Annotated in this window: 12 protein-coding genes; 9 read left to right on the forward strand and 3 right to left on the reverse strand. The window is 43.8% G+C overall.

What is annotated here, in order from left to right:
• The first annotated feature begins 92 nt into the window (after positions 1-92).
• The 5 genes from AC27EZ_RS12090 to fusA all read left to right on the forward strand — a co-directional run bounded on the left by AC27EZ_RS12090 (position 93) and on the right by fusA (position 5,391).
• Complete coding sequence (locus AC27EZ_RS12090) at positions 93-992, forward strand: transcriptional regulator GcvA (RefSeq protein ID WP_487135555.1); 900 nt, start codon at positions 93-95, stop codon at positions 990-992.
• Positions 985-1,623, forward strand: a complete 639-nt coding sequence (locus AC27EZ_RS12095) for an alpha/beta family hydrolase (RefSeq protein ID WP_487135556.1) — start codon at positions 985-987, stop codon at positions 1,621-1,623. The genes AC27EZ_RS12090 and AC27EZ_RS12095 overlap by 8 nt, the downstream gene beginning before the upstream one ends.
• Entirely contained in the window at positions 1,616-2,026 is a 411-nt protein-coding gene (locus AC27EZ_RS12100) for a DUF423 domain-containing protein (protein ID WP_487135557.1), read from the forward strand. The genes AC27EZ_RS12095 and AC27EZ_RS12100 overlap by 8 nt, the downstream gene beginning before the upstream one ends.
• Positions 2,027-3,124 carry a 23S rRNA (cytidine(2498)-2'-O)-methyltransferase RlmM gene (gene rlmM, locus AC27EZ_RS12105; protein WP_487135558.1) on the forward strand — a complete coding sequence of 366 codons (1,098 nt, stop codon included), beginning with the start codon at positions 2,027-2,029 and terminating at the stop codon, positions 3,122-3,124.
• Between the two features lie 182 nt (positions 3,125-3,306).
• Positions 3,307-5,391, forward strand: a complete 2,085-nt coding sequence (gene fusA, locus AC27EZ_RS12110) for an elongation factor G (RefSeq protein WP_487135559.1) — start codon at positions 3,307-3,309, stop codon at positions 5,389-5,391.
• A 139-nt stretch (positions 5,392-5,530) separates the two neighbouring features.
• Here fusA and AC27EZ_RS12115 read toward each other — a convergent pair whose 3' ends face one another.
• The 3 genes from AC27EZ_RS12115 to AC27EZ_RS12125 are packed head-to-tail and all read right to left on the reverse strand — an operon-like array spanning position 5,531 to position 9,591.
• Positions 5,531-7,639: a transglutaminase TgpA family protein gene (locus AC27EZ_RS12115; protein ID WP_487135560.1), complete on the reverse strand. Its 2,109-nt coding sequence runs from the start codon at positions 7,637-7,639 to the stop codon at positions 5,531-5,533.
• Positions 7,636-8,646 carry a DUF58 domain-containing protein gene (locus AC27EZ_RS12120; RefSeq protein WP_487135561.1) on the reverse strand — a complete coding sequence of 337 codons (1,011 nt, stop codon included), beginning with the start codon at positions 8,644-8,646 and terminating at the stop codon, positions 7,636-7,638. Before AC27EZ_RS12120 ends, AC27EZ_RS12115 begins: the two co-directional genes overlap by 4 nt.
• 33 nt (positions 8,647-8,679) lie before the next feature.
• On the reverse strand, positions 8,680-9,591 hold the full coding sequence (locus AC27EZ_RS12125; protein ID WP_487135562.1) for an AAA family ATPase: 912 nt from the start codon (positions 9,589-9,591) through the stop codon (positions 8,680-8,682).
• Between the two features lie 187 nt (positions 9,592-9,778).
• Between AC27EZ_RS12125 and AC27EZ_RS12130 the strand changes: the two genes are divergently transcribed.
• From AC27EZ_RS12130 to AC27EZ_RS12145, 4 genes are all read left to right on the forward strand, one after another.
• The gene (locus tag AC27EZ_RS12130; protein ID WP_487135563.1) at positions 9,779-10,492 is read left to right on the forward strand and encodes a SeqA protein; all 714 of its coding nucleotides are present in this window, start codon (positions 9,779-9,781) and stop codon (positions 10,490-10,492) included.
• A 25-nt stretch (positions 10,493-10,517) separates the two neighbouring features.
• On the forward strand, positions 10,518-12,170 hold the full coding sequence (gene pgm / locus AC27EZ_RS12135; RefSeq protein ID WP_487135564.1) for a phosphoglucomutase (alpha-D-glucose-1,6-bisphosphate-dependent): 1,653 nt from the start codon (positions 10,518-10,520) through the stop codon (positions 12,168-12,170).
• 219 nt (positions 12,171-12,389) lie between these two features.
• Entirely contained in the window at positions 12,390-14,867 is a 2,478-nt protein-coding gene (locus tag AC27EZ_RS12140) for a glycogen/starch/alpha-glucan phosphorylase (protein ID WP_487135565.1), read from the forward strand.
• Between the two features lie 237 nt (positions 14,868-15,104).
• Complete coding sequence (locus AC27EZ_RS12145) at positions 15,105-16,406, forward strand: putative bifunctional diguanylate cyclase/phosphodiesterase (protein WP_487135566.1); 1,302 nt, start codon at positions 15,105-15,107, stop codon at positions 16,404-16,406.
• Positions 16,407-16,484 lie beyond the last annotated feature (78 nt).

The following is a 16,484-nucleotide window of genomic DNA, read 5'->3' on the forward strand; positions in this document are numbered from 1 at the left end:
TCGCGCAATTGAACAACGAGTTAAAGTATGGGTGGTCATTAGATAAACTAATGAATCTGTCACGTTTTGGTAACATAGGGTAGAAAAGAATTATGCATCGACGTCTTCCCCCGCTAAATGCGCTCAAAGCATTCGAAACAGCGGCGCGTCATCTAAGCTTCACGAAGGCGGCTGATGAGTTGTTTGTGACGCAGGCAGCGGTAAGTCATCAAATAAAGGCCCTTGAAGAATTCTTATCAATGAAGCTGTTCATTCGAAGAAATCGCACGCTCTTATTAACGGAAGAAGGGCAGGCTTATTTTTTAGAGCTAAAAGACATCTTCAAACATATCCAAGAAGCGACCGAGCGTTTATTAGCTAAGGGTAGTAAAGGGGCTATTACGGTTGCCATGCCGCCAAGTTTTGCTAGTCAGTGGTTAGTTCCCCGTATTAGTAAATTTAGTATGGAACATCCGGACATCGACGTGCGGATAAAAGCCGTAGACTTCGATGAAGGTTTTTTAGAAGATGACGTCGACGTTGCTATTTATTATGGAAAAGGCCGGTGGAGTGGCTTGCAAGCCGACCAGCTTCATCGAGAGTTTCTTACGCCATTATGTTCGCCTTTATTATTTAACGGGCCGAAACCGCTTTCAGACCTGTCTGACTTACGTCATCACGTATTACTGCACGATTTAAATCGTTCTGCCTGGAAAAACTGGTTAAAGCATGTTGGTGTTCACGGCGTCAATGTTAATCAAGGCCCGGTGTTTAGCCATTCGATGCTTGTTCTTCAGGCTGCGGCTTTAGGTCAAGGCATTGCATTAGGAAACACCATTTTAGCTCGGCCCGAAATAGAAGCGGGGCGATTAGTCATACCGTTTGAAGAGCGTGTAGAAAGTCGTGATGCGTTTTATTTGGTCTGTGAAGAGTCTCAGGCAGAGCTAGGAAAAATAGCAGCATTCAGAGACTGGATATTGGCATTAGTTGAAGAAGAACAAGAAGATGTTTGATATCGATGTGATAGATAGCCCATCGCCTATTGCTAGGTTGATATTGGCACATGGTGCCGGCGCGGGCAAAGAGCATGATTTTATGCAGTGCATGGCACAAAAGTTAGCAAGCCAGCATATTGAAGTTGTCCTCTTTAACTTTCCTTACATGCAGGTGATTAAGGACACAGGTAAACGCAGGCCGCCAGATAAAGCAGAGAAATTGCTGGCTCACTTCTCAGAGGTCGTGGCAAAAATCGGTGCTGAGCGTTCGCTACTGCCCACATTTATTGGTGGCAAATCTATGGGGGGCCGTATGGCTACCATGGTACTCGATACCCTAAACGATGTGATAGGTGCAGTGGCGCTAGGTTATCCCTTTCATCCACCAGGTAAGCCTGAAAAAACGCGGACCGAGCACTTGCTTACTCTTAGAAAGCGATTGCTTATTGTGCAAGGAGAACGCGATACCTTTGGGAATAAAGATGAAGTAGTTGGCTATAATCTCCCCGCGAACATTGACCTGCATTTCTTAAAAGACGGCGATCATAGCTTCAAACCAAGAAAAGCAAGTGGTGAGTCGCTAGATAAGCATTTGGACCGTGCAGTATGCCATATACGTACGTTTATTAAGGGGTGTACAGATGAGTAGTACGGTTAGGCTTTCACGTGCAAAGGTTTCATTTATTATATTTGGCGCATTGTTTTGTGGCAGTGCAGTGATGTTAGGTGCGTTCGGTGCTCATGCACTTAAAAGCATATTTACAGCTTCGCAACTTTCAACGTTTGAAGTGGGCGTTCGTTACCAAATGTACCACGGGTTAGCGCTGTTAGTGCTGCCGTCTCTCTCTACATACCTTCCTAATACGTGGATACAAAAAGCCGGTATATGTTTTGTACTGGGCTGCTTGTTGTTTAGCGGTAGTCTTTATGCGCTGGTAGCAACCGGTATCACTTGGTTTGGCCCAATCACGCCATTGGGAGGGCTATTCTTTATCATAGGTTGGATAATGCTAATTTTGGGCGCAGTAATGCGCAATAGGATGGAAAAGTAGGTGAGTGTTTCTGCTATATTGGCTTATTGCCGTCCGGGTTATGAAAATGACACCGCCAATGAACTCGCAACCCGTTACGGCGAGAAAAGTCAGTTCGGTTACCCTGTATCGCAAAAAGGTCAGGGGTTCGTTTTATATCACCTCTATGAAGAAAGTGGCCGAGAAAGTGCGCTATCGCAATTTGCGGTGTCGGATACTATCTTTCCCCGCCAACTATGTGCAGTAATGGCGGTAATTAATGACGTAGAAAAAGACGATCGGGTTGGTCAAGTCTTATCAGCACTTAATAATATAGAGAAGCCGTTTTCAAACTTTGGTTCAGTCGATGTAGAGTATCCAGATACTGAAGACGGAAAAGTGCTCGCGAAATTTGGTCGCAAGTTTACTGTCCCTCTCCGCCAAGCGTTAAGAAAGTCAGGTTGGCTTACAGCGAAAGAAAATACCGGTAAACCAAAAATTCATGTGTTCTTTTCGTCGTTTGAAACGTGTTATGTCGCATATTCGTTACCAAAACTCTCAAGTCATGACCATAATGGCATTTGCCGACTTAAGTTCCCAAGCGATGCGCCAAGCCGTTCAACGCTCAAATTAGAAGATGCTTTAGTTAATATGCTAAGTCTTCAGGAACAAACGAAGGTGCTCCGTACAGGGGGAAGGGCGGTAGATTTAGGCGCATGCCCAGGCGGGTGGACATACCAGTTGGTGAAGCGAGGCATGTATGTGGAAGCCATCGACAATGGGTTGGTTGATGAGAGTTTAATGAATACCGGCCTTGTTGAGCATCATGCCGTTGACGGGTTTGTCTATAAACCACAATTTGGTCGCGTCGATTTACTTGTTTGTGATATGATTGAACAACCAGACAGGGTAGCGAAGCTCATGGGCGATTGGTTAGTGAAACACTGGGCAACCCATGCAATATTTAATTTAAAGCTACCTATGAAGCAGCGATACGAAACCGTTACGGAAGCAATGTCGTTGTTGCAACGCCGGCTAAATGCGTTAAATGATGTATTTACGGTAAAGGTCAGGCATCTCTACCACGACAGAGATGAAGTTACAGTAACAATTGTCCGCACTTCAGATAATGAGGTGTGATTTTGTTATTTTCGAAAAAAGTATCTAATGCTGTAAATGCTTGATATTTAATGAAAAGAATTAATGGTGGCTTGGTTTGGTACAAACAAATTTTCGGTTTGTACTAAAAAAGGTATAAATTTGGTACAGAAATCCTTTATAATCCGGCCGTTTTTTTACTCTGAACCAATGAAAGTGAACTAATGTCAGACTTATCTTTATACAGAAACATTGGTATTTTCGCCCACGTAGACGCGGGTAAAACTACCACAACAGAACGTATCTTGAAGCTTACTGGTAAAATCCATAAAACTGGTGAGGTTCACGATGGTGAATCAACTACAGATTTCATGGAACAGGAAGCAGAGCGTGGTATTACCATCCAGTCTGCAGCGGTAAGCTGTTTCTGGAAAGATCACCGTTTTAACGTTATCGATACTCCAGGACACGTTGACTTCACAGTTGAAGTATATCGTTCACTAAAAGTACTTGATGGCGGTATCGGTGTATTCTGTGGTTCTGGTGGTGTTGAGCCACAATCAGAAACCAACTGGCGTTACGCTAACGAATCTGAAGTTGCACGTGTTATTTTCGTAAACAAATTAGACCGTATGGGTGCTGATTTTTACCGTGTAACTGAGCAAGTACGTAAAGTACTTGGTGCGGTACCTCTAATCATGACGCTACCAATTGGTATCGAAGATGACTTTATTGGTGTTGTAGACGTTCTTACGAAGAAAGCATATGTTTGGGATGACACAGGTCTTCCTGAAAACTATGAAATTCAAGACGTTCCTGCAGACATGGTCGACAAAGTTGAAGAATACCATGAGATGCTTATCGAAACTGCTGTAGAGCAAGACGATGACCTAATGGAAGCATATATGGAAGGTGAAACGCCTTCTGTTGAAGATATCAAGCGTTGTATCCGTAAAGGTACCCGTGATCTTGCGTTCTTCCCAACATATTGTGGTTCTGCATTCAAAAACAAAGGTGTTCAACTAGTACTTGACGCTGTTGTTGATTACCTACCTGCACCTACAGAAGTTGATCCTCAACCTCTTATGGATGAAGAAGGTAACGAAACTGGTGATCACGCTATCGTATCAGCAGACGAATCATTCAAAGCGTTAGCATTCAAAATAATGGATGACCGTTTTGGTGCACTAACGTTCGTACGTATTTACTCTGGTAAATTGAACAAGGGTGACACCATCCTTAACTCGTTTACAGGTAAAACTGAGCGTGTTGGTCGTATGGTTGAAATGCAAGCTGATGAGCGTATTGAACTGTCTAGCGCGCAAGCGGGTGACATCATCGCTATCGTAGGCATGAAAAACGTACAAACAGGTCACACTCTTTGCGACCCGAAAAACCCAGTAACGCTAGAGCCAATGGTATTCCCAACGCCAGTAATCTCGATTGCTGTTCAGCCTAAAGATAAAGGCGGAAATGAGAAAATGGGTATCGCTATCGGTAAAATGATTGCTGAAGATCCATCTTTCCAAGTTGAGACTGACGAAGATTCAGGCGAAACTATTCTTAAAGGTATGGGTGAACTTCACTTAGATATCAAAGTAGATATCCTTAAGCGTACTTACGGTGTAGACCTTATCGTTGGTCAACCTCAGGTTGCTTACCGTGAAACCATCACAATGCCTGTTGAAGATAGCTACACGCACAAGAAGCAGTCTGGTGGTTCTGGTCAATTTGGTAAAATTGATTACCGCATCAGACCTGGTGAGCCTAATTCAGGTTTCACGTTCACATCAACAGTCGTTGGTGGTAACGTACCTAAAGAATTCTGGCCTGCAGTTGAGAAAGGCTTTAAGTCAATGATGGGCGAAGGTGTTCTCGCTGGATTCCCTGTACTAGACGTTGAAGTTGAGCTTTACGATGGTGGTTTCCACGCAGTAGATTCATCTGCAATCGCGTTCGAAATTGCTGCTAAAGGCGCTTTCCGTCAGTCAATTCCAAAAGCGGGTGCACAACTTCTTGAGCCAATCATGAAAGTTGACGTGTTCACTCCAGAAGATCACGTTGGTGACGTAATCGGTGACCTTAACCGTCGTCGTGGTATGCTAAGCAACCAAGAAGCTGGTTTAACTGGCGTACGTATTAAAGCTGACGTACCGTTATCAGAAATGTTCGGTTACATTGGCTCACTACGTACAATGACATCCGGTCGTGGTCAGTTCTCTATGGAGTTCAGCCACTACGCACCATGTCCATCAAACGTTTCTGACAAAGTAATCGAAGAAGCGAAAGCGCGTAAAGCTGCTAAGTAATTCAGTATGCACTGCTCGTTAAACGAGTCGTGACAGTATTAAAAGCCGGTCAGGAAACTGACCGGCTTTTTTATTTCCGCTATTAACGTGTACACGTAAACATCGCCGTATCATCTATGCGAGTAAGTTGCATTTAACGCTATGGATGCTGTTTGCTTAGGACGCGCTTTTGGTTAGTTGTAGATGCCTTAGCAATCGCTGCATTTAATTGCCTAACCAATATTTTCATTTTGTTAAGAGGTAGTGTCTTTTTCTTTTCATCCGCACTACGTGGCATGTAATGATAACCCTCGTATGTGGTTATCGTACTTGATGCAATGAGTTTTATCTCTTCGTTAAGTTCATTGCTGATATGTGTGAGATAGTGACGAGCTGCTTTAGTACCGCGTGGTTGTCTCGTGTACCGTTCTAGGCTTTCCATAGCATTCAGAAATAATCGATTAAATTTGGTTTCATTAGACGTCAAACGAAGTGGAGCAAAATAGAGTATGAGCAAAAGCGAAATAACGGCTATGGTACTAAGTAAAATAATGGTAAGTCGGGTTGAAGTGATTTCCCCAAGAAGTTTGTGTAATAAGTCATTTTGATTTTTTTTATCAAACCCAAGTACCCACTTACTCCACGAATAATCAAGCTGACGAAACCAGCTTTGCACTTCTAGAAAAAGTGGTCCGCCGGTTAAACTTGAGAAAACCGACTTATTTCGTTGCTCTCCAAACTCGGCTAAGGCGTGCTCTAGTCCAATACTCAGTCGCGATGGCGCTACCATACTGGTGGGGTCATATCGCACCCAGTTTCCGTCGATAAGTGCTTCAACCCATGCGTGGGCATTGTATTGTCGAATTTGCAGGACACCTTCGCTTAACGTTTCTCCTCCTTGATAGCCTGACACCATACGAGCGGGAATACCCGCTACGCGAAGGGCATATGTCATTGCACTTGCGTAATGCGCACAAAAGCCTGCGCGTTCTTCAAACAAAAAAGCATCGACAGGTGAAGATGGCATTGGGTTAGGCTCTAACGTATAGGTAAACCCTTGCTCATTGAAGTAACGCATAATGGCTAGTGCGATGGCATGTGGCGAATCATATTGCTTAGCAATGCTGGCAACCCATGCTTGAGTTTTCTGATTTGAGTCTGTTGGGTATGTAAGATTTAGCTGCCTATCAAACCCCTCTAAGGGGCTCGATACTGAGGCGTTAGGATAATAGGATAGATAAAACGCTTTCTTACCCATTACAGGCAGACGCGTGCGCAACGAATAGTCAAACTGAACGCCGACATTATTGCTGCTAAGAGCATTATTAGGCGCCGATACTTCTAAGCCGAACACCCATCGTTGCTGTGTAGGTTCGATAATGAGTTGGTATGCTATGGAATTATTATCATCAAAGGGGAGTGATGCGCTTAAAGGCGGCGGGCGATCCATACTTTTTAGCTGTCGTTCTGCCTGTTTACGTTTCTCGCTTATGGCCCATGTTTTTCCATCGAAACTTTCTAGCGTCATTGCGCGCCAATACAACGCTGACATCGGCGGGACCGCGCTATCGAACGTGGCGGTAAATGCTAGAGATGAAGACTGCGCCAGAGAGGCTATGTCTCCTGGCGTTACCGATTCGGCTAACCCGGTTTGTTGTGATTTTGCTGTTGGCATTTGCCATAAAGGTGGTAGTTGAGGCATGACCAGAAAAAGTAAAATTGCGATTGGTAGCGCCTTCGCTAACAGCGTCGCAACCAATGATGATGTGCCGAGAATGGTTTTACCCGGTGAGTGATAGAGCGTTAACGACAGCAATAAAACAAATAAAATGCTGGTATAGCCAACCCATGCATAAATGCTAAGAGCAAAGATAAATCCGCACCCAATAAGAAATAAACTGGTGCAAAAGAGCAAATGAAAGTCACGTCGTTTTTGAATGAACATGAGTTTGAGCGAACAGGCAATAGCCAGCAGGTTTATCATGCTGTTTAGTAGGCCGATGGAAAGCCCAAACCACGCTAGGGCAAAAAGTGATAAAACAGCAAGCAGGTTAATGGTACGCATGCTTATGTGTGAGCCATGCTTTGCAAATGCGGCAAGGCGAATAAGTACTGCACAGCCACCTAAAAGTAATACCCATGACAGCAAGGCTTCAGACAATGAGAGTATTAATACGCCGAAGGACAAACTGATCAAAAGATAGGGAATGTCACTGTTTTCGCTACGTGAAGAGTGAGTGCCCCTTAATGCATTCAAAAACGTAGTCATGTAGAAGCAGCCTTCGTTACCGTTTGTGCCCTGCCATATTGTGCTAGTGTGGTTAAGCACTCAGCTTTATGCTGAAGGCCGCAAGATGGCGTGATATTGATAGACTTATAACTAATGCCATAGGGAAGCCCTTTGCTGTCCATTTCAAGCACATGAAAGGTGAGAATGGATAATGCTTTTTCTGTCTCAATAGTATGGTTAATTGATAGGTAGTGCTGCGTATGCTCTTGCTCATCAAATGTTTTTAACACCCATTTACCGCTTTTTGCTACTTGTTTCCACACTACACGATTAAGCGGTTGCCCTTGTTCATAGTCTGCCAACGTATGAAAGTCGCTGTTTCCTTGAGAGCTACTGTGCCCTGAAGTTTCGTTTTTCATATCCTCATCGTGAGGTATTGCTACAATATTTGCCATTCCTCGCGTTGGAGCAGGGTAAACTAAGGCGGTTAAATCAAAGTCCAAATGGGTCCAGCACTTGTAAAGCCCTAGTGGGTATTCACATAGAAACGTTATCCTTGAAAGGCGATGCATACCGCGTTCTTTTAGTGCAATAGGAAGCGGGAAAGTTGATGAATCCGTGGTTAGGTTGTGGCAATAATATGCGGTGTTGTCTATCCATTTAGCATTCAGTAAGCCACTAGCGCGATGTTTAGCAGCTTGCTGACGTGAATCAATTTTAATGACTGTTACGCCCGTTTCGTCTGCGTGATATGGTGAAATGGGCAGAGCGCTGAGCGTGAGCTTTGCCATATTACGGTGGGTATAAAAAAGTGCGAGTAGCATAATGCTCAAAAGCAAATAACTCATCAGCAGCATGATATTATTTTGGTAATTAGTGCCAAGCAAAAATAGGCTTAACGACATAACAATAAAGGCCCATCCAAATGTCGTAGGCAATATAAAAATTGAATTCAAATCAAGGGTATGTTGACGGTTGGCAGGAATGCGCTTATCAAGCCACGTTAAAAAGCGCGTTGATAGTTTTTTCCTAATCGCGGTGTTCATGGGTATCATCTTCACATTGCGATGTAAGCGTTGTTATGCTGCAAGAGGGTCTACGCTCTCGAGCAGCCGCTTGCACAACGATACGTTGTCGACTGATGGCTGCGATGTACCGTTGAGTCTATGCGCGGTTATCGCTTCAAACACCGCCTGAACATCATCCGGCGTTACATAGTCTCTATCGAACATGAATGCCCAAGCCTTTGCCCCTTGCAGCAAAGCGCGACTTGCCCTAGGCGATAAAGGGTTAGGGTATGCGCCCGGTTCGCGGCTGGCATTGACTAACTTTAGAATATAGCGAATAACACTTTCACTAACTTGCATCTGTGCAACGCGGCGCTGCATCTCTTGCAAGGCGGCTTCATCAACACAGGTAGCTAACGGGGTAGATACATTGCTTTGGCGCAGCATCGCTTCTTCAGCGTCCCAAGCAGGATAGCCCAGGGATATTCGCATAAAAAACCGGTCTAGCTGTGATTCAGGCAACGGGTAAGTGCCAGCTTGGTACCCTGGATTTTGTGTCGCGATAACAAAAAATGGCGCGGGTAGCGGATGAGTAACGCCGTCAATACTTACCTGACGCTCTTCCATCGCTTCTAGTAGCGCGCTTTGGGTTTTAGGGCTTGCACGGTTCAGTTCATCTGCCAGTACGACTTGACTGAATATCGGGCCATGGCGAAATGAAAATTGATTATCGTGGCCACTGAAAATGTTTACGCCAAGCATATCTGATGGTAATAAATCTGAGGTAAATTGAATACGTGAGTACTGTAACCCGAATACCTGCGATAGCGCGTGCGAAAGGGTGGTTTTCCCCATTCCCGGCAAATCTTCAATTAATAAGTGCCCGTTCGCAAGTAAGCAGGCTATTGCTAAATGCAATTGTTCTGATTTACCGAGAATTCTCTCACTTAGCGCATGATGTACCTTTTGTAATTCAAGCCGCATAATGTCGTCACTTATTATTGATAATAGTTATTTTTACGCGTTAGCATAGTAGCAAGTTCACCTTTTCGCTGTTGGTTTGTTAGCGATACCTAAGTATGAATAACATGAAGTGCAAAACAAATGGCATTAAGTGCTGCGCAGCGCAATGGTGTTGTCTATAATGGTGCCACTTAAATAGGAAGTAGTTATGAAAAGCATTGAAATAGATGACGATTTATATGCCTTTATCGCCAGTCAAACAAAACATATTGGTGAAAGTGCATCTCAAATTCTAAGGCGTTTACTGTTACCTGAAGATGGAGCAACGGTGAATGCAGTTACTGGTAAGTCAGAAGCACAAAGCGAAGAGCTAGACACTGCGCCTCTTTCTGTGCCGGAAATGGTAGAAGTACCAAACGTGAGCGCGAAGGTCGCACCGGATGATAAGGTTCAATCAAACGCACCATCGAAATCAAAAGCGGTTGCACCAAAAAAGGTGATGCCTGCATCGAAGCGTGCACCTGTTGCTGAGGCAAAGGTAGAACAAGCTGTCACAAAAGTGCATGCTAAGAAAGATATTGTAGACGTCATTACGACCGATGCACTGTCTACTTTTACTAAACGTGTCGATCAGTTTCTTTTTGTACTCAGTGCCGCGCACAAGCTTAACGAGGATTCGTTCTCTGCCGTTGAGACCATTAAAGGTAAAAACCGTACTTACTTTGCTACGCGCAAAGAAGCGCTACTAGAAAATGGCAGTAGCACCAACCCTAAAGCTATCCCAGATAGCCCGTATTGGGTGGTCAGTAATAACAATACCGCGAAAAAAGTGAATATGCTGGAACAGGTTTTGCGTGTTCTAGGTTACAAGCCTGAAGTCGTCGAGACAATCATTGGCCGCTTTTCGTCGGAAGGTAAATAAAGTAATTACTCAATAAGGATTTTTCATGGCGCTACACGCACAAGCTGGACAACCCGCAGATAAAGCACAACTTATCAACGTCGCAGAGCTCGTAAGTCAATATTATAGCTACAGGCCCGACCCCAATTCTCCAGCCGAAGCGGTGAGCTTTGGTACCTCTGGCCATAGAGGTACTTCAGCAAGTGCTACATTTAATGACATGCATATTGGTGCGATTTGCCAAGCACTTGTTGAATACAGAGCGTCTGAAGGAATTACAGGCCCGCTATTCATAGGTAAAGATACACATGCGTTGTCAGAGCCTGCCATGGTAACCGCTATCGAGGTGCTCAGTGCTAACGGTGTCGACGTGGTTATTCAACGCAGTGATAATGAAAGTATGGGCTACACCCCCACACCGGTAATATCTAGAACCATTATTCGTTACAACCGCGAAAATACGTCTGGGCTGGCCGACGGTGTAGTCATTACGCCATCGCACAACCCTCCCTCCGACGGTGGCTTTAAATACAATCCACCTCATGGCGGCCCAGCCGATAGCGATGTAACTAATGCCATCCAAGTGCGTGCCAATGCACTTATTGCTGAAGGTAACAAAGACGTTAAGCGCATGGATATTCGTCAGGCGCGTGAAAAGCAGTGCGTCCGTGAAGATGATTTTATGGAACCGTATATCGACGACCTATCAAAAGTTATTGATATGGAAGCCATTGCAAAAGCTAAGTTAACGTTAGGGACTGATCCGCTTGGTGGGGCAGGTGTAGGCTATTGGTCACGCATTTCAGCGAAGTATGGATTGGATATTACCGTTGTTAATGACAGTGTCGACCCGCAGTTTGGGTTCATGCGACGGGACAAAGACGGCAAGCTACGCATGGATTGCTCATCGGCATATGCCATGGCAGGGCTTATTGAATTAAAAGATAACTTTGACCTAGCATGGGGTAACGATCCCGATTTCGATCGCCACGGCATTGTGTGCAAAAGCGTGGGGCTAATGAACCCAAATCATTACCTTGCCGTTGCCATTCAATATTTATATACCCATCGAGCGCAGTGGCCTGCGTCATTAAAAATTGGCAAAACGCTAGTATCAAGTAGCATGATAGACCGTGTGGCAAATAGTTTGCAGAAGCCGCTTGCCGAGATGCCAGTGGGTTTTAAGTGGTTTGTTGATGGACTTGCTACCAGTACAATAGGGTTTGCTGGTGAAGAGAGCGCAGGGGGGATTTTCCTTCAGCGTAACGGCGAAACATGGGCTACAGACAAAGACGGCTTTATATTGTGTCTGCTTGCTGCTGAAATTTTAGCGGTAACTGGCAAAGATCCTGGTGAACATTATCAAGCCTTAACTGACGTGTTTTCGGCACCAGTATATAAGCGCGTCGATGTTGCAGCTTCTTTAGAAGAGAAGAATAAACTGTCGGCGATGGATGCATCGGTAATCACCAGCGACACCCTTGCTGGAGAGGCGATTACATCGGTACAAACTCATGCACCAGGCAATAATGCGTCGATAGGTGGTGTAAAGGTATCAACTGAAAATGGATGGTTTGCAGCCCGACCTTCGGGTACTGAACAAATCTACAAAATTTATGCTGAAAGCTTCTTGGGTGAAAGTCACTTACAAAATTTAATATCAGAGGCAGAAACGCTGGTTAGCAAAATCATTAAATAAATCGCTTCACTAGCTAAAGTAAAGCTGAATTTGTAAATAAAATGTTAAATTAAGAGTGATTGCATACGTTTTCACTCTTTTTTTTGTGCTTTTAACAGTTTTTTTACAACATTTCGCAGCGACTGCTGCTATATTGCTCTCATATTGTTGGTTATTTCTGTAATTGAATTACATTTTCAGGTATGTGTAATCGACACATCAACCAGAGTGAGACGCAAAATGAACGCAAAAGCGACAAAAAAGCAACCCTCTCCGTCAATCGACAAAGCAGACTTTAAAGCTGCGGTTGTTAAGCACCTTCACTGCACATTGGGTACTGACGAAAATAAAGCAAATAGTCATGCTTGGTGGAAAGCGACTTGTGCCGCTATTCAAGAACAAGTACTAGAAGGCCTGCGTAAAACGCAGAAATCCCATTATTTTAATGACACTCGCGCAGTACATTATTTTTCAGCCGAATTTTTAATGGGCCGATTATTGTCTAATAATCTACAAAACCTAGGTCTATTTGACGTTGCCAGCGGCGCGTTGAAAGAGCTCGGTGTTGAAATTTCAGACATTATGGAAGAAGAGCCAGACATGGCACTTGGCAATGGTGGTCTAGGGCGCCTAGCTGCTTGTTTTATTGACTCGCTAGCTACCATGGAATTACCAGCTATCGGCTATGGTATTCATTATGAGCATGGCTTGTTTACCCAAGAAATTAAGAGTGGTGCACAGATTGAACGCCCTGATAGCTGGAGAGACTACGGAAATCCGTGGGAAATTTGTCGCCCAGAATCTATTCAAGAAGTATCGTTGTTCGGTTATGTAGAAACCAAGTACGGCGAAAACGGGCGTATTCAGAAAGAATGGCACCCTGGCTCAATTGTCAAAGGTGTACCCTGGGATATCCCTATTGTTGGTTATGAAGGTAAAACTGTTAACGTATTGCGCCTGTGGCAGTCTGAAGCCTCAGATTACTTTAACTGGGACGTGTTCAATGCCGGTGGTTATGTTGATGCGCAGCGCGAAAACGTGCAGGCTGAGACTATCTCAAAAGTACTTTACCCCAATGATGAAACCGAAGCTGGTAAAGAACTTCGCTTGATTCAACAGTATTTCTTCTGCTCTTGCTCGCTTAAAGACATTATCAGACGTTACAAGCGTGCGCATGGTGATGATTGGAGCAGGTTTGCCGATCAGTGTGTTATACAGCTTAACGACACGCACCCCGCTATCGCAATACCAGAGCTTATGCGTATTCTTGTAGACCGCGCGGAGCTTGATTGGGATAGCGCTTGGGAAATTTGTAGTAATGTATTTGCGTATACCAATCATACATTACTGCCAGAAGCCTTAGAAAAGTGGCCAGCCCGTATGATTGAAAAAATCTTACCGCGCCATTTAGAAATTATTTATGAAATCAACCATAGGTTTATGTCTGTTGTTGATAAGAAATGGCCTGGTGATAATGAAATTAAAGCCAAGCTATCTATCATAGAAGAGGGCGACGAGAAGATGGTTCGCATGGGTCATCTTTCTGTTATCAGTTCATTTGCAGTTAACGGTGTTGCTGAAATGCACTCACGTTTGGTTAAGTCGAACTTATTCCCAGAGTTTAATGAACTATGGCCAACAAAGTTAACCAATGTCACAAATGGTATTACGCCGCGCCGCTGGCTGAAGGCGTGTAATCCAGAGTTGTCTAAACTTATCGATAAAAAGATTGGTACAGAATGGCCGAGAGATCTCTACAAGCTTGAAGGGCTTGAAAAGTTTGCAGAGCAGAAAACATTCCAGAAACAGTTCATGCAAGTAAAGCTTGAAAACAAGAAGCGCCTTGCTGAGGAAATTCGTCAGTCGATTGACTTGGAAGTAGATGTTAACGCTATATTTGATGTACAGATTAAGCGTTTGCACGAGTACAAACGTCAGCATTTAAACCTGCTGCACATCATGGCGCTGTATCGTCGTTTATTAGAGAACCCTAATTACGATATGCATCCACGCGTTTTCATTTTTGGCGCAAAAGCGGCACCAGGGTACAAACTCGCAAAAGATATCATTTACGCTATTAATAAAGTTGCAGATAAAATCAACAACGACCCGCGCGTAAATAACAAGATTAAGATTGCGTTTCTACCTAATTACCGCGTATCGCTAGCTGAAAAAATGATCCCAGCATCTGATGTATCAGAACAAATTAGTACAGCAGGTAAAGAAGCATCGGGTACAGGCAACATGAAGTTGGCCTTAAACGGTGCGGTAACCGTAGGTACGCTTGATGGTGCGAATGTTGAAATAGCAGAAGAAGTCGGTGACGATAACATCTTTATCTTTGGTCTTACCGTTGAAGAAGTGTATGCACTTAAAGAAAAAGGTTATAACCCTTACGATTATTACTACAAAGACCCCGAGATAAAAGCGGTACTAGACTGGTTAGAAAGTGATTACTTTACGCCAGGCAAACCGGGCGCGTTAGTGTCTATCAAGCAAAGCTTGTTAGATCACGGTGACCCGTACATGGTACTTGCTGATTTCCGCAGTTACTCAGATGCACAAATTAGCGTTGACGAAGCTTACCGCGATACGGCTCGTTGGGCTAAAATGGCCATTATTAACACGGCTAAGATGGGTAAATTTACGTCAGATCGTTCAATTAAAGATTATGTAGAGCGTATTTGGAAACTTACACCGTGTAAAATTGAGAGTTAAACGAAGGTAGTCTTTCCATAAAGCCCGGCAGTGTTTACACTAGTCGGGCTTTATTATTTTAAGGGTGATCATTTTGACGAGAAACACAGTGATTGTCATGTTTACGTAACGTGTAAAAACTAATGTAAAAGTATTAATTTATATACGTTAAAGTCGTTGTTCTTGTCAGGTGCCCATGTTGTTATACATATTCGCTGTTTTTAGTACCTCGGCATTCAAGTGCCTCAGGAAAACATCATGACTCAAGCTCACAAATCGTTGGCAACCATTCCGAATCGCTATGCCTTTATTGATATGGTGTCGAAAAGTGCTGCCCGTCACGAGAGCTTGTCGTTAATGTTAGTGGATGTGGTTCGCTTCTCTGACGTTACCACCAGTTTAGGCATTACGGTTGGCGACCGTTTCTTGCTAGAAATTGTGAATCGTATTGACGCGATTTTTAAAGATTCAGTGGAAATTGGCAGAATTAGTGGTGACGTGTTTGGGCTTATTTTTGCAAATGTAAATGCCGAAAAGCATATGCGTGAAATGTTTGAACGTTTAGTAGAACATTTTAAAACGCCAATGCATCACGATGGGCATGCGTTTATTGCAGATTTTAACGTTGGGGTGGTATCTGCTCGTCAAATTAATGGTGACATTACTGCATTTGTTTCAAGAGGCGAGGCAGCGTTAAAGCAAGCCAAAGAAAATAAGTATGACAACATATTTATTTTAGACATGCAGGATAAAACCAACACAGGTCGAAGCCTCGCGCTTAAAGCCGACTTAAAGCGGGCCTTGTCTCGCAAAGAGCTAGAACTCTATTTCCAACCTAAGGTAAACCTTAAAACATTAGAAGTTATTGGTGCTGAATGTTTGATGCGGTGGAATCATCCCGTAGATGGTATTTTGTTTCCAGGTCCGCTTATTGAAGCTGCGGAGTCATATAACATGATGAACGAGCTTGGGTACTGGACGTTAGAGCAAGCCTTTATAAGCCTTGTAGAGTTTACTGCCCATGGCCTTGACCTCTCTCTTTCGGTAAATTTGAGCCCCACACAGCTTTATGACAATCAACTAGTGTCAACGCTGAAAAAGCTCAGCGAACATTATGAAGTTCCCCTCAATCGAATTGAATTAGAGCTGACCGAAGATGTCGCATTATCAAATTCGTTAATGGTGAAAAAGCAGCTTAATGAGCTACGCTTCCTGGGTGTTGAGATATCGGTAGATGATTTCGGCAAGGGGTATTCAAACTTGGCCTACATTCGTGAGCTTGATATTGACGCAATCAAAATTGATAAGTCGTTTGTAATGGAGCTAACTGATGACCCGGTAAATCGTGCGATCATTGAAGCTACGCAAATCATTGGTAAAGCAAAAAACTGTGATGTTATTGCTGAGGGCATTGAAACCATGGCGCAACTGCACATGCTACGAGAAGTTGGCATTACGCAGGGGCAGGGATACCTTTTTTCAAAAGCAATTCCAATGCACCAGTTTATATTTATGGCGCAGCAAGAAATTATTATTGGCAATTCTCCACTACGCGCGTAGCTGAAAAACTCCGTTTAAAAGATGAAATAGCAGTGTGCAGCCGTTACACTAACGGCAATTCGTACTTTGAATGGATAC

The sequence above is a fragment of the Alteromonas sp. 4NH20-0056 genome, assembly GCF_057539655.1.